The following is a 21,281-nucleotide window of genomic DNA, read 5'->3' on the forward strand; positions in this document are numbered from 1 at the left end:
TCACCGGGCAGGTCCGTCCTGCGGTAGTGCGACGCCCAGTCTCGCGGCGATCTCGTATCCGGTCGCCGCGAGACTCCTGATCGCGTCGGGACGCAACCCTGCCTGCAACGCCTGATCGAGAAGATCGGAAAGCCGGTGTCGCGGGTCGGATTCCAGCGCGACCCCGAGAGCGACGCCGGCGAACGGCCCGTCGCCGCGCACATACGCTCCGAACGCGACCAGTGCGGCCGCATCGGCGCGTTCGGGGTCGGGCAGGGCACGCACCAGATCCACCCAGAGCCGTTCGGCGGCGCCCGCCCACGGTCCTGTCGCGAGGGCCAGCGCGGCGTCCCGCACGGTCCGGTTCGCAAGAATCACGGCCAGTTCGGCGCACTCCCCCGGCAGCAGATGCTCCTCGTCGCGGCCCGGGACGACCAGAGCCAGGAGGGTCTCGAGTTCTGCCCGGTCGGCGGCGACGGATCCTCCGCTCCGTTCGGCACGCTCGTACGCGAGATCGCGGGCGTGGACGGCCGCGTCGAGCCTGCTCGCGACGTCGGCGCGGAAACTCGCCGGGTAGGGCTCGAGGAGGGCGGTGAGTTCGCTGCGGGTTCGCCGGATCGGGTTGCCGTCGAACACGCGGGCGGCCGCCACGACGGAGGCGTCGGGGTCGGGCACCGTCCCGGAGTCGTCGCGACCGGGAACGAACCATCTGGCGCCGGCATCGATGGCGGGGACCGCGAGCGCACCGCCGAGCACGATGTCGGCGGTCGCGAGGTAGGCGGCGAACTCCTCGACGAGGGTGTGAGCACGGCCGGCGGCCGGTCCGTGAGGGTCCTCGAGCCTGTCGTCGACGAGGATCGCGATCACGGACTCCGCTTCCTCACGCGCGCACACGGCACGGAACCGGCGGAACGCGTCGCGCATCGGGTCCTGCGTCCCGTCCCGGGGTCCGTCGAGTAACAGGTCGTGCCGCATCACCGCTCCGATCGTGGCGGCCCCGGTCTCACCCGGCCGCGTTGTCACGGGCGAGAGGCTGAGAACGACGAGGGAGCGCGCGGGACGGAACCCGAGCAGCGCGGGCACCGCTGCGATCAGGTCTCCGATATCGGTGAGGCGGAGCGGGCGTGGGGACGAGGTGGGTGTGGTCATGCCCGAACGGTCTCCCGGCCCGATGACAGGTCCGGTGCCTCCGGGGCTCGATCGGTGCGCTCTGGGGATCGACGCGCGCTCTGTGGACAACTGCGCGGCGTGCCGGCACGGCCGCGGAGGCACGTGGTTCCCGCGTGGGTACCCGCGTCTACCGTGGCCGGCCTTCGAGCGCGTACCGCACCGCGTCCGCGTAGACCCGATCGACGTTCTCGGCGTCCGCGGGGCCCGACTCGAACGACATGTACGTCACCAGCACGCGCACGTCCCCGAGTTGGGCAGTATGCGTGAGTATCGACTGAGCGAGAGCGTCCGGGCCTTCCCCGGACGTGACCGTCCGGGACAACGCCAGCGTCTCGGAACCCGGGACGAGCACCGGCGGGTCGGGTTCGAGCACCGTGGTGACGGTCGCGGTGACGCCCCGGTGGGTGGCCTCGACCCGCGCGCACTCGGCCAGGTGACCTCGGTAGTCCGCGAGTGGCTCCGCCGAGGTCGTCACTTCGACGCTGAGCGTGGCGCGGCCCGCGGTGTCGGTGCCGACGGCCATCGCCGTACCTCCCGTTCCGTAGTCCTGCGGCGGCGGCAGACAGCCGCCGGGGTTCACGCGGGCACCCGGTGGGATCCCGGTGAGGTCCGGTGCCGCCTGCGCCACGGCCTGCGGGGGCAGAACCACGGCACTGTACGGCTCGGGGAAGCGGTCGACGGGCAAGAGTAGTTCGGCCGGTGTGCGGTCACTTCCGGGAGTGGCACCGGGTGGCGGCGCCGCGGTCGCCGGCGGGCTGCCGGTGTGCGGCGTGGCCTCGGGGCGTGCGACACCGGAAATGCTGGTCGTGCATGCTGCGATCAGGACCGATGTGCCGGTGAGGAGTATCGCTGCTGCGGTCGTGAGGCGCGCGGTCGGGTGGGGCGGGCGAGGGTCGTCGGCGGTCCCGCACCGTGGAGCGTCGCGCTTCGCCACCTGAACCTCCGTCGTCCACAGTCCAGCGGGGACGGACCCGGGAATTCGCCACCGCCGCTTCAATTAGACTCGGACACCACCATGCCACGCCGGTGCTGCACCGGCGGGAAGGCTACGACGGCGCAGTGTGATCGGAGTGGTTCCCCAATGGACGAGCAGTCCCGGATGTACGAGCTGGAGTTCCCGGCTCCACAACTCATGACCACCGACGGGCAGGGTCCGGTTCTCGTTCACGGCCTCGAAGGGTTCGCGGACGCCGGGCACTCGGTGCGGCTCGCCACCACGCATTTGAGGGAGACGCTCGAGACCGAACTCGTGGCGTCGTTCGCGGTCGACGACCTCATCGACTACCGCTCCCGGCGACCGCTGATGACCTTCAAGTCGGATCATTTCTCCGACTACGCGGCCCCCGAGCTGAACCTGTACGCCTTGATCGACAATGCGGGAACTCCGTTCCTGCTGCTCGCGGGCAGCGAACCGGATCTCAAATGGGAGCGGTTCATCACGGCGGTACGCCTGCTCGCCGAGCAGTTCGGCGTGCGGCGCACCATCGGCCTCAACTCCATCCCGATGGCCACACCGCACACCAGGCCGCTCTCGGTCACCGCCCACTCCACCAACAAGGACCTCATCGCCGGCCACCACCGCTGGTCCGGTGAATTGCAGATTCCGGCGGGGGCATCGTCCCTGCTCGAGCTCCGCATGGCGCAGCACGGACACGAGTCGGTGGGATTCTCCGTGCACGTGCCGCACTACCTGGCGCAGACCGACTACCCGGCGGCCGCGGAGACGCTTCTCACCCACGTGGCGGAGATCGGCGATCTCGACATTCCGCTGCAGGCCCTCGACGAGGCCGCAGCACGGGTCCGTGAGCAGATCGACGAGCACATCGAGGGCAACGAGGAAGTGCAGGCGGTGGTGCAGGCCCTCGAACGGCAGTACGACAGCTACGTGGCAGCGCAGGAACAGCAGACCTCTCCCCTGCCGACCGACGAAAACCTGCCGACCGGCGAGGAACTCGGGGCGGAATTCGAACGCTTCCTCGCGGAGTACGACCAGCGCGGCGGCGACGATACCGATCAGTCGCTCTGAGCGGAACGGAGCGCGTCACGACGCGGCGGGTTCACGGTGGGAAGTTTCATGACCGTTACGATCGACGCCCATCGCGTCACATACGCTCGGTACGCTCTCGCGACATGCAAGAGTGACTCCGGGTGGCGATGACCGTCAGGTCGAGAAACCAGCCGCACGTAGGTGCCTCCCCACGTCGGTAGGAGACGGTGATGACCACAGCGCGTCCGAGGAAGCTCCGCCCGGTTCCCGACAAGGAACCGCGCATGGTCTTCCGCACGATCCACGGCTACCGCCGCGCGTTCCGGATGGCCGGCAGCGGGCCTGCGCTGCTGCTCATCCACGGTATCGGTGACAACTCTTCGACGTGGACGGACGTGATTCCGCACCTCGCCGAGAAGTACACCGTGATAGCCCCCGACCTGCTCGGACACGGCCGGTCGGACAAGCCGCGCGCCGACTACTCCGTCGCCGCGTATGCCAACGGCATGCGCGACCTGCTGTCGGTGCTCGGGATCGACAAGGTCACGGTCGTCGGCCACTCCCTCGGCGGCGGAGTCGCGATGCAGTTCGCGTACCAGTTCCCCGGCAGGGTCGAACGACTCGTGCTCGTGTCGTCGGGCGGTGTCACGAAAGATGTCCACCCCGTCCTGCGCATGGTGTCGCTACCCGTCGTCAGCGAAGTACTCAAGCTCCTGCGCGTACCGGGTGCGATGCCCGCGATGAGGCTTGCCGGTTCTGCGCTGGGTCAGCTCAACAAGTCGCCGCTCAAACCCGGTGCGCTGTTGCACGACGCCTCCGACCTGGTACGTATCCTCGGTGAACTTCCGGATCCGACGGCATGTCAGGCCTATCTGCGGACACTGCGGGCGGTTGTCGACTGGCGTGGCCAGGTGGTGACGATGCTCGACCGCAGCTACCTCACCGAGGATCTGCCGGTGCAGTTGATCTGGGGCGACCGCGACAGCGTCATTCCGGTGGGGCACGCCTACCTCGCGCATTCCGCGATGCCCGGTTCCCGACTCGAAGTGTTCCGCGGCGCCGGCCACTTCCCGTTCCGGGACGATCCTCTGCGTTTCCTCCGGGTCGTGGAGAACTTCCTCGACAACACCGCTCCCCTGCAGTTCGACGAGGAGAGCTGGCGGCGGCTCCTCGTCTCCGGTGTGAGCGAATCGCGCATCACCGGGGGCCCGGCCACCCGCATGGCCGTGCTCGACGTGATGGAGTCCGACGAGCGCAGCGCCACGTAGCGGGTCTCGCCGTCCGCTGCCTCTGCGGAACGGCAGCGTGGAAAGGCCCTCGCCGCCGGGCGACTAGCCTGGAGCAGTGCTGCTTCCCGATCTGATACCCGACCCCGTCGACGACGACACCCTCTTCGACGCCTTCACCTCCTGGACGACGGATCGGGGACTGTCGCTCTACCCGGCGCAGGAAGAAGCGCTGATGGAACTCGTGGGCGGTTCCCACGTGATCCTCGCGACGCCCACGGGGTCGGGCAAATCGATGGTGGCGATCGGAGCCCATTTCTTCGCCCTCGCGACCGGCAAGCGCACGTTCTACACCGCACCGATCAAGGCGCTCGTCAGCGAGAAGTTCTTCGCATTGTGCGAGGTCTTCGGAGCCGACCGGGTCGGGATGATGACCGGCGATGCCTCGGTCAACCCGACGGCCCCGATCATCTGCGCGACCGCGGAGATCGTCGCCAACCTCGCCCTGCGCGAAGGCCCCGACTCGAACATCGGCCAGGTGGTCATGGACGAGTTCCATTTCTACTCCGACCCCGACCGTGGATGGGCCTGGCAGGTGCCCCTCATCGAACTGCCCCACGCGCAGTTCCTGCTCATGTCCGCGACCCTCGGGGACGTGTCGTTCCTCCAGAAGGACCTCACCCGTCGCACCGGGCGACCGACCGTCGAGGTCTCCGGGACCGAGCGACCGGTGCCCCTGACCTTCTCGTATTCGCAGGCCCCCATCGGTGAAGCCATCGAAGAGCTGGTCACCACTCACCAGGCACCGGTGTACGTCGTCCATTTCACCCAGGCCGCCGCGCTCGAGCGTGCCCAAGCACTGACCAGCGTCAACATGTGCACGAAATCCGAGAAGGAGGCGATCGCGGCCGCACTCGGGGAATTCCGGTTCTCGACGGGATTCGGCAAGACCCTGTCCCGGCTCGTACGGCACGGCATCGGCGTCCACCACGCGGGAATGCTGCCCAAGTACCGGAGATTGATCGAAAAGCTCGCGCAGGACGGTCTGTTGAAGGTCATCTGCGGCACCGACACGCTGGGTGTCGGAATCAACGTTCCGATCCGCACGGTGCTGCTCACCGGACTGACCAAGTACGACGGCACCCGCACGCGGCAGCTCAAGGCACGTGAATTCCACCAGATCGCCGGCCGCGCCGGACGGGCCGGATACGACACGATGGGCACGGTCGTCGTGCAGGCGCCCGAGCACGAGATCGAAAACGTCCGGGCACTTGCGAAAGCGGGCGAGGACCCGAAGAAGCGCCGCAAGGTGCAGCGGAAGAAGGCGCCGGAGGGTTTCGTCTCGTGGGGTGAGGGCACGTTCGAGAAGCTCATCGTCGCGTCGCCGGAACCGATGCAGTCGCGGTTCGCCGTGAGCAACTCGATGTTGCTCAACGTGATCGCGCGTCCCGGCAACTGTTTCGACGCCATGCGGCATCTGCTCGAGGACAATCACGAACCCCGGCCCGCCCAGCGCAAGCACATTCTCAAGGCGATCTCCCTCTACCGTGGTCTGCTCCAGGCCGGTGTGGTCCAGCAGCTCGAGGAGCCCGACGAATACGGTCGCAGAGCCCGGTTGACGGTGGATCTCCAGCGCGATTTCGCGCTGAATCAGCCGCTGTCGCCCTTCGCGCTGGCCGCGATCGAACTGCTCGACATCGACGCTCCGGGCTATGCCCTCGATGTCGTCTCGGTGATCGAATCGACGCTCGACGATCCCCGGCAGGTCCTCATGGCGCAGCAGCACGCGGCGCGCGGGGAAGCCGTGGCCCAGATGAAGGCCGACGGTATCGAGTACGACGAGCGCATGGAGCTGCTGGACGAGGTCACCTGGCCGAAGCCGCTCGCCGAGCTGCTCGATCCGGCGTTCGAGACCTATCGCGGGGGCCACCCGTGGGTGTCGGAGACGCCGTTGTCCCCGAAATCGGTGGTGCGCGACATGATCGAGCGCGCGATGACCTTCTCGGAATTGGTCAGCCACTACGGTCTCGCGCGATCGGAAGGGCTCGTGCTGCGGTACCTCGCCGACGCCTACCGCGCCCTGCGCCAGACGGTGCCGGACGTGGCGCGCACCGAGGAACTCGAGGACATCATCGAGTGGCTCGGTGAGCTCATCCGGCAGGTGGATTCGTCCCTGCTCGACGAATGGGAATCGCTGACGAACCCTGGTGTCGAATCGGATGACCAGCAGGTCGCGTTCGGGGCCGATGTTCCGCGGCCCCTGTCCGCGAATACGCGTGCCTTCAAGGTCATGGTCCGCAATGCGATGTTCAAGCGCGTGGAACTCGCGGCGCGCCGCCGTTGGTACGACCTCGCCCAGCTCGGGGACGGTCTGGATGCGGAGGACTGGGAGGATCTCCTCGAGTTGTACTTCGAGGAGTACTCCGAGATCGGTACCGGGCCCGACGCTCGTGGGCCCCAACTCTTCTCGGTGGAGATGGACACCGAAGTGTGGCGCGTGCGCCAAACGCTGCACGATCCTCAGGGCGACCACGGATGGGCACTGCTCGCCGAGGTCAACCTCGCGGAGTCGGATGCGGCGGGCGAGGTGGTGTTCGACGAGTTCGAGGTGGCAGAGGGCTGACCGGGTTCGGGCACGCGCCCTACCGGTAACCTGACCAGGTGAACGAAGAGTCCGCGCAGGCGTTCCGGCTGGCCTATGTCCCCGGGGTCACCCCCACCAAATGGGTCCGGGTGTGGATCGAACGTATGCCGGACGTCCCGATCGAACTCGTCCCCGTCGAACCGACGGCGGGCGCAGACCCCCTTCGGGACGGAACCGCAGACATCGCTCTGTTGCGCCTGCCGCTCGAGCGGGACGGACTGTCCGTGATCAACCTCTACACCGAGGCCTCCGTGGTGGTCGTGCCGAAGGAACATGCGATCGCCGCGGTCGACTCCATCTCCGTCGCCGATCTCGCGGACGAGACAGTGCTGCATCCGCTCGACGATGTGCTGGACTGGGCCACCTTCCCTGGCGAAGAGGCGTTCGAACGACCCGCCGACACGGAGTCCGCGATCTCCCACGTGGCCTCCGAGGTCGGCGTGCTCGTCACCCCTCAGTCGCTCGCCCGCCTGCACCATCGCAAGGACCTCACCTACCGGCCCGTCACCGATGCGCCCGCGTCGCAGGTCGGGCTCGTGTGGATGACCGAGAACACCACCGATCTCGTCGACACGTTCGTCGGTATCGTCCGCGGCCGTACCGCCAACAGTTCCCGGGGACGGCAACAGGATTCGGAGACCCCCGCGGAGAACACCAAGGACCGCAAGGGTCCTCGGCGCGGGGAACGACAAGGCTCCCAGCCGCGGCGCGTCGTCGGCGACAAGAAGCCCAAGGCACGAGGCGGCAAGGCCACGCGGCCCAAGGGTTCCGGCCGGCCCCGCAAGGGGCGCGGCTGACGCGCGATCAGCCGATGGGACGCACCTGCGGGGGCAGTTGCATCCTGATGAGGTCGGCCAGCGCCCGGTAGTCGGCTGCGCGGGCGGTGGACGACCGGACGACCAGCCCGACGGTGCGGCTCGGTGCGGGAGATGCGAAGTGTGCCATCGCAAGATCTCCACGCGCCGTCTCGACCGGGACCGACGACGCGGGAACGAGGGTGATCCCCAGTCCCCCCGCGACGCACCGCACGACGGTCGCGAGGGACGTCGCGCGGGTGTCGCCGGCCACCGGCCGGGCGTCGACGGACCGGCACAGGTCGAGTGTCTGATCACGCAGGCAGTGTCCCTCGTCGAGCAGCAGCAAGGGAGCGTTGTCGAGAGCGGAGACAGGCACGTCCGTACGACCGGCCAGCTCGTGCCCCTTGGGCACGACGAGCACGAAGTCCTCGGAATACAACGGTATTTCGACCACGCCGGAGATGTCGGAGGGTAGCGCCACCACCGCAGCGTCGAGCGTTCCCGCCCGCAGTGCTCCGAGCAGCCGCGCGGTCTGGTCCTCGACGACGTGGAGCACCAGGTTGGGCATCGTCACCCCGAGCGCGGGAAGCAGATCCGGCAGCACGTAGGGAGCCACCGTGGGTATGAACCCCAGGCGGAGCGGGCCGGACAATCCGTCGGAAGCGCCGGCGGCCGCGGCGACGAAACCGTCGGCCGCATCGAGGATCACCTGCGCCTGCGGCAGCAGCCGCGCGCCCGCCGGAGTCACCAGCACGCGACGGGTACTGCGCTCGATCAAGTGGACCCCGAGACCGTTCTCGAGAGCCGCCAACCCCTGAGAAAGAGTGGGTTGGCTCACATTCAATCTCGCAGCCGCAGTGCCGAAATGGCGATACTTCGCGACTGCCACGAAGGCACGCAGCTGCGACAGGGTGGGTTGATAACTCTGATCGGACACGCCTATCAGTCTAGTGCCACCAATCACCTTTACCTTTTGAAAGGTTTCCGGCAAGATGGTTTTCATACCGGAGAACGGTCCGACAGGATCGTCCGGTAACGCATGATTCCGCGCCGACCGGCGCGGAAGCGCGTGATCGACTCGCTTGTTCACGACTTATCGAGAGGACCGAGAATGGCACTGCTGACCATTGGCGATCAGTTCCCCGCTTTCAACCTGAAGGCCCTCGTCGGCGGAGACCTGACCCAGGTCGACGCCACCCAGCCCGATGACTACTTCACCACGATCACCAGCGACGACTACGCCGGTAAGTGGAAGATCATCTTCTTCTGGCCCAAGGACTTCACCTTCGTCTGCCCGACGGAGATCGCCGCGTTCGGCAAGCTGAACGACGAGTTCGCCGATCGTGACGCACAGGTGCTCGGCGCTTCCGTCGACAACGAGTTCGTCCACTTCCAGTGGCGCGCACAGCACGAGGATCTCAAGACCCTCCCCTTCCCGATGCTGTCGGACCTCAACCGTGAGCTCGTCTCGGCCACCGGTGTTCTGAACAAGGACGGCGTCGCCGACCGCGCGACGTTCATCGTGGACCCGAACAACGAGATCCAGTTCGTCTCCGTCACCGCCGGTTCCGTGGGCCGCAACGTCGACGAGGTCCTCCGTGTCCTCGACGCGCTGCAGTCGGACGAGCTGTGCGCATGCAACTGGAAGAAGAACGACCCGACCCTCAATGCGGGTGAGCTCGTCAAGGCGGCGCTGCAGTGAGTGTCGAGAACCTGAAGAACGCTCTGCCGGAGTACGCCAAGGACCTCAAGCTCAACATCGGCTCCCTTGCGCGTTCGACGGAACTCAACGAGCAGCAGCTGTGGGGCACGTTCCTCGCCGCCGCGGCCGCGACCAAGTCGCCGACCGTGCTCAAGGAGATCTCCGAAGAAGCTGCCGACGTGCTGTCCGCGGAGGCGTACAACGCCGCCCTCGGTGCCGCGTCCATCATGGGCATGAACAACGTCGCCTACCGAGCCAAGGGTTTCCTCGGTGACGACTACGCCCAGGTGCGGATGGGTCTGCGGATGAACATCATCGGCAACCCCGGCGTCGAGAAGTCCGACTTCGAACTGTGGTCGCTCGCGGTCTCCACGATCAACGGCTGCCACGATTGCACTGCTGCGCACGACAACGTCGTCCGCAAGGAGGGCCTCACCAAGGAACAGGTCTGGGAGGCCGTCAAGATCGCGGCAACCCTCCAGGGTGTCGCCCAGGCGATCACCACCGCCGAGCTTCTCGCCGGCGCCTGATCCGCTCTTCAGTTCGCTGAAAAGGACCCCTCCTCGGAGGGGTCCTTTTTTTGCGTCGGCCCCGGTGCGGCGATCATTCGGGAGGCGTAGCGCTTGCGGTGCCGCCGAGCGTCCGCCCCGTGGCGAGATCCTCGTCGTCGAGCAGAACCTCGATCTCACCGCCGAAGTCCACGCCGGGTGCGAGAGGAAGCCGGTCCCCACTCCAGAAACGGCCCGGGTCGTACCAATTGCTGCCGCGCCGCCGTTGCTCGAGCAACCCCATTTCTTCCATCGTCACCGCCACCACCTCTGCGCAGTACGCACTTTCGAGGCCGCCTCCCCCGGGCACCCGGTCTCGTGCAGTCTTCCGGCTCAGCGGTAGCCGCCCGGCGAACCAGCGGCCCGTCAGCTTGGCGGTGGACGGGAACGGAGTGCCGTCGAGCCGGGCAACCGTTCTGAGCAATTGGTCCTCCTGCTCGGTGCTGACCGGCACGGAGATCTGCCGAAGCCACGCCCGCTGGCCGTAGCGGGCGCTCCACACCTGCACCGCACTGCGCAGGTCGTGCAACTGCACGCCGCGCTGGTGGCGGCCGGTCCACATGTCGGGCAAGCTTTTCCCGAGTTCCGCGTGCCACATCAACGGGGGCAGGTCGTCGAGCACGACCGCCATCCCGACGTGATTGACCGGGGCGTTGGTGAGGGCTTGGATCGCACGATCCGCACCGCTGCTGCCGCGGAAGATCCAGAGATCGCCGGTGCGGGCGATGGACACCGCGTCGTCGAGGGTGATCTGCGAACGAGCCGGGATCGTGGGCATACCCGACAGCCTTCCACGCCTCGGGTGCGCACGCCGCTAGGGTCGGGGGCATGGCACTTCGCGGCAGACAGTGGTGGAAGCTTCTCGGCTTGGCCGGAGTCGTGGGCGTTGCCGCGACCGGAGCGGTGACCCTGCGCGCGGAACGCAAGCGCCGCAGTTACACCCCGGACGAGGTGCGCTCGCGCCTGCACGAGCGGTATGCGCGGGCCGTCGCCCAGCAGGACGGCCGCGGCGACCTCCCGCTCACACAGGTCCCCGCCGGCGCACCGGCCCGGATCCGCCGTGTGCTCCGGCGGATCCGGGATCGCGGCTGAGAGGTCAGCCCAGCGCTGCGGCGAATCCGTCCGCGAGGTCGCGGACCTGCTCGTCGGTCATGACGAACGACGGCGAGATCTGCAACGCGCCCTGTCCTGCTGCCCGTCCCGAGATTCCGTGCGCACGGAGCTGTTTCACGAATTCCGGCGCCTCCGCCGGGTCGGTGAGCTGCACCGCCGCGACGGCTCCCAGGCCACTGCGGACCTCGGCGACGCGGGGATGGTCGGCGAGCGGAGCCAATGTCTCGTGCAGGGTCTTCTCGAGGCGCGCCGACTCGGCGAGCAGATTCTCGCGCTCGAGGATGTCGAGGTTCGCCAGAGCGGCCGCAGCGGCGGCGGCGTGGCCACCGTACGTATAGCCGTGACGCCACCACACGCCGCCCGCGAAGAAGGGCTCGGCGACCCGGGGCGCGATGAACACCGCACCCATCGGAAGGTAACCGGACGTGAGTCCCTTCGCGGTCGTGACCATGTCCGGCTGCAGATCGAACCGTGAGGAGGCGAACCAGGAGCCGCCGATCCGGCCGAAGCCGGTGACGACCTCGTCGACGACGAACAGGATGTCGTGCTCACGGCAGATGTCGCGGATCTCGGCGAGGTAGCCGTCCGGCGGCAGGTACACCCCGCCCGCGCCGATGATCGGCTCGCAGAAGAACGCCGCGATCGTGTCGGCACCGACCTTTTCGATCAGCGCGAGCAATGCCTTCGCGTCGTCCCAGGCCACGTTCGCGGTGTCGTCCCACAACCGGCCGTATCCGTCGCCGTTGACCGGGATACCTGCCAGAGAGGTGCCGCCCACGTGCATGCCGTGGTACGCCTTCTCGCGTCCGACGAGCAGTGTCTTCGTGGGTTTGCCCATCTCCTGCCAGTAGCGTCGCGCCAGTTTCGCGGCGGTGTCCACCGAATCGGAGCCGCCGGAGGTGAAGAAGATCTTGCTGCCCGGAACCGGGGCGATCGTCGCGAGGAGTTCGGCGAGTTCGACGGTCGGCTCGGAGGTCAGGTCACCGAAGTTCGAGTAGTGGGCCAGCTTCCCGAGCTGGTCCGCGACGGCCGTCGCGATCTCGGTGCGCCCGTGCCCGATGTTGGTGAACCACAATCCCGCCGTCGCATCCAGGTAGCGGGTGCCCGCGTCGTCCCAGATGTAGGCGCCCTCACCGCGGGCCACGACGAATGCGCCGTCACGTTCGACCACGCCCATATCGGCAAATCCGTGCCACAACGCGCCCACGACCAGCTCCTGTCCACGACCAAGATTGACGCCGGTCATCGTATGCGGCGACCGCGATCGCGGCGCACACGCCCCGGCCCGGCACCGTGATCCCTCGACCCGGACCCCGGTTTCCGGTTCGACGCAGGCCTGCGCGAGCCCCGGGCCCGGGCGTTTCGCTAGGCTGTGTACTCAGCATGTCCATCTCCCCTGCCCCGAACCGCCGCGACCTGAAGTCGGCGCTCGCCGACGTGTCGCTCCGCGACGAACACCGCCTCCGCCGCCGTCTCGACCGCGCACGTGGCGAGGACGCGCTCGCCGGCATCGCCGCCGAGATCGAGCGTGCCCGCGGGCGTCTCGCCGATCGTGCCGCGGCGGTCCCGGCGATCACATATCCCGAGGACCTGCCCGTCTCCCAGCGCAAGGACGACATCGCCGCGGCGATCCGCGACCACCAGGTCGTGGTGGTCGCAGGTGAGACGGGATCGGGGAAAACCACCCAGATTCCCAAGATCTGTCTCGAGCTCGGTCGCGGGGTACGCGGTCTCGTCGGCCACACCCAGCCACGCCGGATCGCAGCCCGTGCGGTGGCCGAGCGACTCGCCGAGGAACTCGGCTCGGAAGTGGGCGACACCGTCGGCTACACCGTGCGCTTCACCGACGAGGTCTCCGGGTCGACGCTGGTCAAGCTGATGACCGACGGCATTCTGCTTGCCGAGATCCAGCGCGACCGCATGCTGCGCCAGTACGACACCCTCATCATCGACGAGGCGCACGAACGTAGTCTCAACATCGATTTTCTGCTGGGGTATCTCCGCCAGTTGCTACCGCGGCGGCCCGACCTGAAGGTGATCATCACCTCGGCCACCATCGATCCCGAACGTTTCGCCCGGCATTTCGCCGATGCGGACGGAACGCCGGCGCCGATCGTCGAGGTGTCCGGGCGGACCTATCCGGTGGAGGTGCGCTACCGGCCGCTCACCGTGGAGGTCGGTGACCAGCTCGTCGACCGCGATCCCGTCGACGCGGTGTGCGAGGCGGTCGAGGAACTCCAGTCGGCCGGTGACGGCGACATCCTGGTCTTCCTCTCCGGCGAACGCGAGATCCGGGATACTGCGGACGCGCTGCACGACCGCAAACTCCGCAACACCGAGATCCTGCCGCTCTACGGCAGGCTCTCCGCCGCCGAGCAGCACCGCGTGTTCTCCTCCCACACCGGCCGCCGGGTAGTTCTGTCGACCAACGTCGCGGAGACGTCACTGACGGTGCCGGGTATCCGCTACGTCGTCGATCCGGGTACGGCGCGCATCTCCCGCTATTCGGTGCGCACCAAGGTGCAGCGTCTCCCGATCGAGGAGATCTCCCAGGCATCGGCTCGTCAGCGAGCGGGCCGATGCGGACGTGTCGCCGACGGAATCTGCATCCGGCTCTACTCGGAAGACGATTTCGAGAGTCGTCCGGAGTTCACCGAGCCGGAGATCCTCCGCACGAACCTGGCGTCGGTCGTGTTGCAGATGACCGCACTCGGTCTCGGCGACATCGGTTCGTTTCCCTTCGTCGAGCCGCCCGATCCGCGTGCGATCCGCGACGGTATCGCGCTGCTCGAAGAACTCGGAGCGCTCGAACCGGCCAAGACCGGGGAATCGCCGCGGCTGACCGCGACAGGACGTGAAATCGCGCGGCTGCCGGTGGATCCGCGCATGGCCCGGATGATCGTCGAGGGCCATCGCAACGGATGTCTGCGCGAGATCCTCATCATCGTCTCGGCGCTGTCGATCCAGGACGTGCGGGAGCGTCCGTCGGAGTTCCAGCAAGCGGCCGACGAGAAGCACGCCCGCTTCGCCGTGGAGGGCTCGGATTTCCTTGCCTTCCTGCGCCTGTGGGATTACCTGAAAGAGCAACGGAAAGAGCTGTCCTCCAGCCGTTTCCGGAGAATGTGCCGCGACGAGTTCCTGCATTGGCTGCGCATCCGTGAATGGCAGGATCTTCAAGGGCAACTGCGCCAGATCACCGTCTCGCTCGGCTGGGAGACACATCACCGGACCGTGAGCGACGAGGCGATCCACCGTTCGCTCCTTGCCGGTCTGCTCTCGCACGTCGGTCTCCGCGAAGGCGACAAGCGCGATTTCCTGGGCGCCCGCGGTGCGCACTTCGCGATCTTCCCCGGCTCGTCCCTGTTCAAGAAGCCCCCGCGATGGGTGATGGCCGCAGAACTGGTGGAAACGTCGCGGCTGTGGGCACGGATGGTCGCGCGCGTCGAACCGGAATGGGTCGAAAAACTCGCTCCGCATCTGATCAAGCGGACGTACTCCGAGCCGCACTGGTCCATCAAGCACGAGTCCGCGATGGCGTACGAGCGCGTCACCCTCTACGGCATCCCACTCGTCGCCCAACGGCCCGTGCAGTATGGACGGATCGATCCCGAGGTCTCGCGCGAGTTGTTCATCCGCCACGCACTCGTCCAGGGTGAGTGGCGAACGCGCCACAAGTTCTTCCACGCCAACCGGGCACTGCTCGAGGACGTCGAAGAACTCGAGCACCGCGCGCGCCGGCGCGACATCGTGGTCGACGACGACACGCTCTTCGAGTTCTACGACGAGCGAGTCGGTCCGGACGTCGTCTCCGCCCGGCATTTCGACACGTGGTGGAGGAAGACCCGGCACTCCCAGCCCGACCTGCTGACGTTCACCCCTGAAACCGTCGTCAACCAGGATGCCGCCGCAGTCCTCGAAGGGGACTACCCCGACGCCTGGCGTCAAGGGGAGATGCAGTTCCCGCTCACCTACCAATTCGAGCCGGGCACCGAGAACGACGGTGTGACAGCACGGATTCCGGTCGCACTGCTCGCAAACGTCCGCCCGGTCGGCTTCGACTGGCTCGTACCCGGGATGCGGCAGGACCTCGTCACAGCACTGATCAAAACGCTGCCGAAACCTCTTCGTCGGCAGGTTGTTCCCGCACCCGACTATGCGGCCGCGGTGCTCGCCTCGGTGACTCCTCGTTCCGAACCGCTCGTCAATGCGGTCGCGCGTGAATGCTCCCGGCTCGGAAACTGCCGTATCGAACCGGGTGACTTCGACGTTGCGGCTCTCCCCGACCATCTGCGCATGACGTTCGCAGCGGTGGACGAGAAGGGCACGGTTCTGGCGCGCAGCAAGAGCCTGACCGAACTTCGGGCTCGATTGTCCACCCGGGTCGATGCGGAGGTGTCTCGGGCCGCGTCGGGCACCGAACGCGCGCCCGCAGTTGTCTGGACTGCGGAGACCCTCGGCACGCTGGAGCCGACCGTCACCCGCAAAGTCGGGGGCCAGCAGGTCACGGGTTACCCGGCGCTCGTGGCGGAGGGTTCGGGCGTGGCGGTCCGCGTCCTGAGCACCGCATCGGCCCAGGCTGCCACGAACAGACTCGGACTGCGGACGTTGCTCCTCGCGACCGCGCCGACGAAATCGAAAGCCATCACCTCCGGCCTCACCAACGCCGAACGTCTCGCCCTCGGCCGCAACCCCGACGGGTCGTTCGACGCGCTGGTCGAGGACTGCCGGGCGTGTGCGGTGGACGAGATGATCGCTGCGCACGGCACACCGGTACGCACACCGGCCGAGTTCGAAGAACTCGCAAAAACGGTTCGTAGCCGTCTTCCCGGTGCAGTCGCCCGTCTGCTCCGCGCAGTGGTCCCGGTCCTGTCGGGCGCACACGAGGTGAGCGTCGCGCTCGAGCGGGTCCGCGGTGAGGCCGCGGACGACGTACGAGAACAGTTGTCCTCACTGGTCTTCCCCGGATTCGTGACCGACCTGGGTTCGCGCCGTCTCGCCGAACTGCCCCGCTATCTGGCGGCAGCGGTGCAGCGCCTCGATGCGCTGCCCGGTGGTTCCCAGCGCGACGCGCAGGGCATGGACGTCCTGGACCGCGTGTACGCCGCGTACGACCGGCTGCTGGCGCGGCTTCCCGAAGGACGCCGAACGGCGCCCGATGTCGTCGATATCTACTGGATGATCGAAGAGTTGCGCGTGAGCCTGTTCGCGCAGGGACTGGGCACCCGAATCCCGGTGTCCGAGAAGCGGGTCATCAAGGCGATCGACGCCGTCCGCTGAGCGGAAGCGCGAACCCCGCTCTCAGTCGGCGTCGGGGACGCGCTGGGTCTGGTGCTGACGAAGCTCCGTGATCTCGCGCTCGAAATCCTCTGCCGAACTGAAGGACCGATACACCGACGCGAAGCGCAGGTAGGCGACCTCGTCGAGATCGCGCAACGGGCCGAGGATCGCCAGTCCGACCTCGTGACTGGGCACCTCGGGTGAGCCTTTGGCACGGATCGTGTCTTCGACCTGCTGGGCCAGTTTGTTGAGCGCATCGTTGTCGACGTCGCGCCCCTGACATGCGCGGGCGACACCTCGGACGACCTTTTCGCGGCTGAAGGGTTCGGTGACCCCGCTGCGCTTGACCACCGACAGCACGGCGGTCTCGACGGTGGTGAAACGGCGGCCGCATTCGGGGCATGCCCGCCGGCGACGGATCGCGGCACCCTCGTCTGCCTCGCGCGAATCGACCACCCGAGAATCGGGATGGCGGCAATACGGGCAGTGCATGTGGGTTCCTTCGTCGCTGCCGTGAGGGCCGCGACGCCGGCGTGGAACCGATGCCGTCCTGGCGGAATCGCTGCCACCCTCGGGTGCAGCGATGCCGACGCGACCACACGGGGTGGTGTGACTGACAGTCCACGACAATACCCGCATGTCCGGTTCGGCCGAGTGAGGCGGGTCGCCGGGCGGCGTCGCCACCGGAATCACCCCCGGTCCGGCGCGGGCACCAGGAGTCGATGGCGCGAGGTCAGTTCCCCCGCGTCGAGGGCGTTCATCTCCGCGATCCGCGCGAGGGTGACATCGACCGGAGCATCCGGATCGACCCGCACAGCCAGCGCAGCAGGCGTCTCACCGTCGCGCACCTCTGTCACGACTGCCGACCCCGCGCCCGCCGTCACCTGGCTCGTCCGAACGTGCGCGACCGTGAGCAGCGCGGCGGTGGCGATCGCGCTGAACAGCACCACGGCAATCATCTGCCGCCACGTGACACCGTCGGATACCGCTCGTTGCGGGGCACGCGCCGGCACGATCCGGCTGCGGCGGAAGAGCGGATCCGCCTGCGGGGCACGAGCTGCCCGGACACGTATGTCCCCCGCCCGCGAGCCGGCACCTCCTGGTGTCGCGGGGGACACGAGCCGTGACGGCTGCCGCGTTCCGTGCCGTGCCGGCTGTCGCGTACGGGGATGTGCCGGCGGCACCGCGCCCGCCGCTCGCTCGTGCGCCGTATTCCGCCGAACCGCTGTTGCACCCATCGGAACCTCCGTGTGCGTTCGCCTTGTCGATCATACGTTCGATACCGTGAGGGTATTCGATCATTCGTTCGAACGAAAGTCTGTTCGAATTTTCTACCACAGGGGCGCGACGCACGTCACCAGTTCGCCGCATGAATCTCGAACAGGTGTTTGATATACGCGGGCGATGTCGATAGATTCGGTAGGTAACACCAATCGCATCCGACACTCGACCCACGGAGGTCACGACCATGGCGGACGGCAACTTCGCGGCAGGCCGGAGCCGGAAGGCGGCCGACGACACGACACCCGGCCTCACCGAGCGCCAGCGCCGCGTCCTCGAGGTGATCCGGGACTCGCTCACGGTTCGCGGTTATCCCCCCAGCATCCGGGAGATCGGCGACGCCGTCGGACTCAACTCCACGTCCTCGGTGGCGCACCAGTTGCGCACGCTCGAGCGCAAGGGATTCCTGCGGCGTGACGCCAACCGTCCGCGTGCCGTCGACATCCGCGGCCTCGACGACAACGGCTCCGTGATGGCTTCTACCGAGACCGGCTCTGTCACCACGATCGTCGCGACCTCCGACCCCGATCTCATGGCCTCGGCCGCGATGGTGCCGGTGGTCGGGCGGATCGCCGCCGGCGGCCCGATCCTCGCCGAGGAGTCGGTGGAAGACATCTTTCCTCTCCCCCGCGAACTCGTCGGGCAGGGTTCGCTGTTCCTGCTCAAGGTCGTGGGTCAGTCCATGGTCGACGCGGCGATCTGCGACGGAGACTGGGTGGTCGTGCGGCAGCAGAACGTTGCCGACAACGGGGACATCGTCGCGGCCATGCTCGACGGCGAAGCCACCGTCAAGACCTTCAAGCGCGTGAAGAACGACGTGTGGCTCATGCCGCACAACCCCATGTTCGAGCCCATTCCGGGCAACGACGCCGTCATTCTCGGCAAGGTCGTCACGGTCATCCGCAAGATCTGAGCGTCTGTCCCCGGACACGAAGAGGCCGGGGTGCCATCCGCGTACTGCGGGGCACCCCGGCCTCTTTCGATCCGGTCACCGGCCGAGCCGGCACGAAGGTCAGATCTCGAGTCCGCGCCCGATGACTTCCTTCATGATCTCGTTCGTTCCGCCGTAGATCTTCTGCACGCGCGCGTCGAGGTAGGCGCGTGCCACGGGGTACTCACGCATGTAGCCGTAGCCACCGTGCAACTGCAGGCAGCGGTCGATGAGCTCGACCTGCTTGTCGGTGGTCCAGTACTTCGCCATTGCGGCTTCCTGCACGGTGAGCGTGCCGGCATTGAGTTCCTCGATGCACTTGTCGACGAAGACACGCGCGAGCTTCGTTTCCGTCGCCAGTTCGGCGAGTTCGAAGCGGGTGTTCTGGAACTTGCCGATCGGCTTGCCGAAGGCCTTGCGGTCGCGGCAGTACTGGATCGTGTCCTCGAGGACCTTCTCCATGGCCGCGGCAGCGACGACGGCGATCGACAGCCGCTCCTGGGGAAGGTTCTGCATCAGGTAGATGAAGCCCAGTCCCTCTTCGCCGAGGAGGTTGGCCGCGGGCACCCGCACGTCGGTGAAGTGCAGTTCCGCGGTGTCCTGGGCATCGAGCCCGATCTTGTCGAGGTTGCGTCCCCGCTCGAAACCGGGCATACCGCGCTCGACGACGAGCAGCGAGAACCCCTGCGCACCCTTGTCGGGGTCGGTGCAGGCCACGACGATCACCAGGTCGGCGTTGATGCCGTTCGTGATGAAGGTCTTCGAGCCGTTGAGCACCCAGTCGTCGCCGTCGCGTACCGCGCGGGTCTTGATGCCCTGCAGGTCACTGCCGGTGCCCGGCTCGGTCATCGCGATCGCGGTGATGATCTCGCCGGAACAGAAGCCCGGCAGCCAGCGCTTCTTCTGCTCTTCATTGGTGAGCGCGAGGAGGTACGGCGCCACCACGTCGTTGTGCAGCATGAAACCGACGCCGCTGAAGCCGCCTCGCGTGGTCTCCTCGGTGAGGACGGTGTTGTAGCGGAAGTCGTCCACCCCGCCGCCACCGAATTCCTCCGGCACGGCCATGCCGAGGAAGCCCTGCTCGCCGGCCTTCTTCCACACCTCACGGTCGACGATCTTGTCCTTCTCCCACTGCTCGTGGAAGGGGGCCACCTCCTGTTCGAGGAACTTCCGGTACGACTCCCGGAAGAGTTCGTGCTCGGGCTCGAAAAGGGTGCGTTGCATCTGCGCTCCTGTGTGTGACGGCTTTCGACACACCAACCGTATGCACGGAAATGTGTGGTGACGCTGACAGGAGCGAGCGAGTTTTGTGACCGCGCACGCACCCTCAGCGACGAAGGTCGCTCAATCGCCGAAGGATCGGGTACGCGATGAGGATGCCGATCGAGCCCCACGCGATGCCGCCGAGCTCCACCGAACCGACGGACAGAGTGAGGTCACCGATGCCCGCGACCAGCGCCGCCGCGACGACGGTGAGATTCACCGGGTCGGTGAAGTCGACCTTGGCGTCCATCCAGATCCGCACGCCCAGAAGACCGATCAGCCCGTAGAGGACGAGTGTTGCGCCGCCGAGCACCCCGTCGGGCACCGTGAAGACGAGTGCGCCGAACTTCGGAGAGAAGGCCAGGACCACGGCGGTCACCGCCGCAACCCAGTAGGCCGCTGTCGAGTAGACGCGAGTGGCAGCCATGACACCGATGTTCTCGGCATACGTCGTGGTTCCGGATCCGCCGCCGGCACCGGCGAGCGTAGTGGCGAGTCCGTCGGCCAGCAGCGCATTGCCCGCCACGTCGTCGAGGTTCTTCCCCGTCATGGCGGCTACTGCCTTGACGTGCCCGACGTTTTCGGCGACCAGGACGATGACCACGGGAAGCGTCAGCAGGATCACCGAGAGTTCGAACGTCGGGCCCCGGAACTCGGGCAGCCCGAACCACGCGGCCTCGCGCATGGCATCGACGCGCTCGGATGCGAGCGATCCGGTCAACGCGGCGAAGATCCACCCGACGACGACGCCGACGAGGATGCCCAGTCGCCCGAGCATGCCCGGTCCGACCACGGTGACGAGAAGGATCACGACCAGCGTCACAAAGGCGACCAGCGGCTGCGCTTCGAACGAACCTGCCGCTGTGGGCGCGAGATTGAGGCCGATGAGTGCCACGACCGCGCCGGTGACCACCGGCGGCATGACGGCATCGATGACGTGGGCGCCGAGCGCTTTGACGAGCAGGCCGACCAGTGCGAGCACGACGCCGGCGACCAGGATGCCGCCGAGTTGAGCGGCCGGACCCGAACCGGCGGATGCGGTGAGCGGCGCGATGAACGCGAACGACGAACCGAGGTAGCTGGGCACCCTCCCGCGGGTGAGTATCAGGAACAACGCGGTGCCGATACCGGAGAAGAGCAGCGTCGTCGTCACCGGGAAGCCGGTGATGGTGGGGACGAGGAGCGTCGCTCCGAACATCGCGATGACGTGCTGCATCCCGATGCCGATGGTTCGCGGCCATGACAGCCGCTCGTGCGGTGCGACGACCGCACCCTTGGTGATGTGGCGTCCGTCGCCGTGCAGCGACCAACCCAGACCGACGACGTTGCCTCGTGCGGCCTCGTTCTTCTGTTCGTTCACGAA

Annotated in this window: 18 protein-coding genes; 9 read left to right on the forward strand and 9 right to left on the reverse strand. The window is 67.3% G+C overall.

The annotated features are described in order from the left end of the window. The gene (locus ACFWU2_RS10750) at positions 1 to 1,128 is read right to left on the reverse strand and encodes a DUF4192 domain-containing protein (protein ID WP_378605063.1); all 1,128 of its coding nucleotides are present in this window, start codon (positions 1,126 to 1,128) and stop codon (positions 1 to 3) included. A 148-nt stretch (positions 1,129 to 1,276) separates the two neighbouring features. Then, complete coding sequence (locus tag ACFWU2_RS10755; RefSeq protein ID WP_378605066.1) at positions 1,277 to 2,083, reverse strand: sensor domain-containing protein; 807 nt, start codon at positions 2,081 to 2,083, stop codon at positions 1,277 to 1,279. Between the two features lie 147 nt (positions 2,084 to 2,230). Between ACFWU2_RS10755 and ACFWU2_RS10760 the strand changes: the two genes are divergently transcribed. The 4 genes from ACFWU2_RS10760 to ACFWU2_RS10775 all read left to right on the forward strand — a co-directional run bounded on the left by ACFWU2_RS10760 (position 2,231) and on the right by ACFWU2_RS10775 (position 7,803). Further along, positions 2,231 to 3,175, forward strand: coding sequence for a proteasome assembly chaperone family protein (locus ACFWU2_RS10760; protein ID WP_378605069.1), 945 nt, complete (start codon positions 2,231 to 2,233; stop codon positions 3,173 to 3,175). Between the two features lie 191 nt (positions 3,176 to 3,366). Next, on the forward strand, positions 3,367 to 4,404 hold the full coding sequence (locus tag ACFWU2_RS10765; RefSeq protein WP_378605072.1) for an alpha/beta fold hydrolase: 1,038 nt from the start codon (positions 3,367 to 3,369) through the stop codon (positions 4,402 to 4,404). Between the two features lie 76 nt (positions 4,405 to 4,480). Then, positions 4,481 to 6,985 carry a DEAD/DEAH box helicase gene (locus ACFWU2_RS10770; protein WP_378605075.1) on the forward strand — a complete coding sequence of 835 codons (2,505 nt, stop codon included), beginning with the start codon at positions 4,481 to 4,483 and terminating at the stop codon, positions 6,983 to 6,985. A 38-nt stretch (positions 6,986 to 7,023) separates the two neighbouring features. Further along, entirely contained in the window at positions 7,024 to 7,803 is a 780-nt protein-coding gene (locus tag ACFWU2_RS10775) for a LysR family substrate-binding domain-containing protein (protein WP_378605078.1), read from the forward strand. 7 nt (positions 7,804 to 7,810) lie between these two features. On the opposite strand, the gene ACFWU2_RS10780 is transcribed toward ACFWU2_RS10775, so the two are convergent. Beyond that, positions 7,811 to 8,740 (reverse strand): hydrogen peroxide-inducible genes activator, encoded by a 930-nt coding sequence (locus ACFWU2_RS10780; RefSeq protein WP_378605081.1) that lies wholly within the window; start codon positions 8,738 to 8,740, stop codon positions 7,811 to 7,813. Positions 8,741 to 8,914: 174 nt separating this feature from the next. Here ACFWU2_RS10780 and ACFWU2_RS10785 point away from each other — a divergent pair, with 174 nt between their 5' ends. Then, positions 8,915 to 9,505 carry a peroxiredoxin gene (locus tag ACFWU2_RS10785; protein ID WP_169620658.1) on the forward strand — a complete coding sequence of 197 codons (591 nt, stop codon included), beginning with the start codon at positions 8,915 to 8,917 and terminating at the stop codon, positions 9,503 to 9,505. After that, entirely contained in the window at positions 9,502 to 10,035 is a 534-nt protein-coding gene (locus ACFWU2_RS10790; RefSeq protein WP_378605084.1) for a carboxymuconolactone decarboxylase family protein, read from the forward strand. The genes ACFWU2_RS10785 and ACFWU2_RS10790 overlap by 4 nt, the downstream gene beginning before the upstream one ends. A gap of 73 nt (positions 10,036 to 10,108) precedes the next feature. On the opposite strand, the gene ACFWU2_RS10795 is transcribed toward ACFWU2_RS10790, so the two are convergent. Continuing rightward, positions 10,109 to 10,831: a hypothetical protein gene (locus ACFWU2_RS10795; RefSeq protein WP_378605087.1), complete on the reverse strand. Its 723-nt coding sequence runs from the start codon at positions 10,829 to 10,831 to the stop codon at positions 10,109 to 10,111. Positions 10,832 to 10,881: 50 nt separating this feature from the next. Between ACFWU2_RS10795 and ACFWU2_RS10800 the strand changes: the two genes are divergently transcribed. Further along, a complete protein-coding gene (locus ACFWU2_RS10800; protein WP_169620655.1) occupies positions 10,882 to 11,145 on the forward strand; it encodes a hypothetical protein in 264 nt (87 codons plus the stop codon). A gap of 4 nt (positions 11,146 to 11,149) precedes the next feature. On the opposite strand, the gene ACFWU2_RS10805 is transcribed toward ACFWU2_RS10800, so the two are convergent. After that, entirely contained in the window at positions 11,150 to 12,412 is a 1,263-nt protein-coding gene (locus ACFWU2_RS10805) for an aspartate aminotransferase family protein (RefSeq protein ID WP_378605090.1), read from the reverse strand. A gap of 137 nt (positions 12,413 to 12,549) precedes the next feature. Between ACFWU2_RS10805 and hrpA the strand changes: the two genes are divergently transcribed. Continuing rightward, positions 12,550 to 16,443, forward strand: coding sequence for an ATP-dependent RNA helicase HrpA (hrpA, locus tag ACFWU2_RS10810; protein WP_378605093.1), 3,894 nt, complete (start codon positions 12,550 to 12,552; stop codon positions 16,441 to 16,443). A 21-nt stretch (positions 16,444 to 16,464) separates the two neighbouring features. Here the strand turns inward: hrpA and nrdR are convergent, their stop codons facing one another. Continuing rightward, complete coding sequence (nrdR, locus tag ACFWU2_RS10815) at positions 16,465 to 16,935, reverse strand: transcriptional regulator NrdR (RefSeq protein ID WP_378605096.1); 471 nt, start codon at positions 16,933 to 16,935, stop codon at positions 16,465 to 16,467. Positions 16,936 to 17,132: 197 nt separating this feature from the next. Continuing rightward, positions 17,133 to 17,456, reverse strand: a complete 324-nt coding sequence (locus tag ACFWU2_RS10820) for a LysM peptidoglycan-binding domain-containing protein (RefSeq protein WP_378605100.1) — start codon at positions 17,454 to 17,456, stop codon at positions 17,133 to 17,135. Between the two features lie 455 nt (positions 17,457 to 17,911). Here ACFWU2_RS10820 and lexA point away from each other — a divergent pair, with 455 nt between their 5' ends. After that, positions 17,912 to 18,637, forward strand: a complete 726-nt coding sequence (gene lexA, locus ACFWU2_RS10825) for a transcriptional repressor LexA (RefSeq protein WP_378605102.1) — start codon at positions 17,912 to 17,914, stop codon at positions 18,635 to 18,637. Between the two features lie 99 nt (positions 18,638 to 18,736). Here the strand turns inward: lexA and ACFWU2_RS10830 are convergent, their stop codons facing one another. Continuing rightward, a complete protein-coding gene (locus ACFWU2_RS10830; protein WP_378528725.1) occupies positions 18,737 to 19,879 on the reverse strand; it encodes an acyl-CoA dehydrogenase family protein in 1,143 nt (380 codons plus the stop codon). Positions 19,880 to 19,982: 103 nt separating this feature from the next. After that, complete coding sequence (locus tag ACFWU2_RS10835) at positions 19,983 to 21,278, reverse strand: uracil-xanthine permease family protein (protein WP_378605105.1); 1,296 nt, start codon at positions 21,276 to 21,278, stop codon at positions 19,983 to 19,985. Between the last annotated feature and the right edge of the window lie 3 nt (positions 21,279 to 21,281).

Origin of the sequence: Rhodococcus sp. NPDC058639, from assembly GCF_042717545.1 — a bacterium.
Taxonomy (GTDB): Bacteria; Actinomycetota; Actinomycetes; order Mycobacteriales; family Mycobacteriaceae; genus Rhodococcus.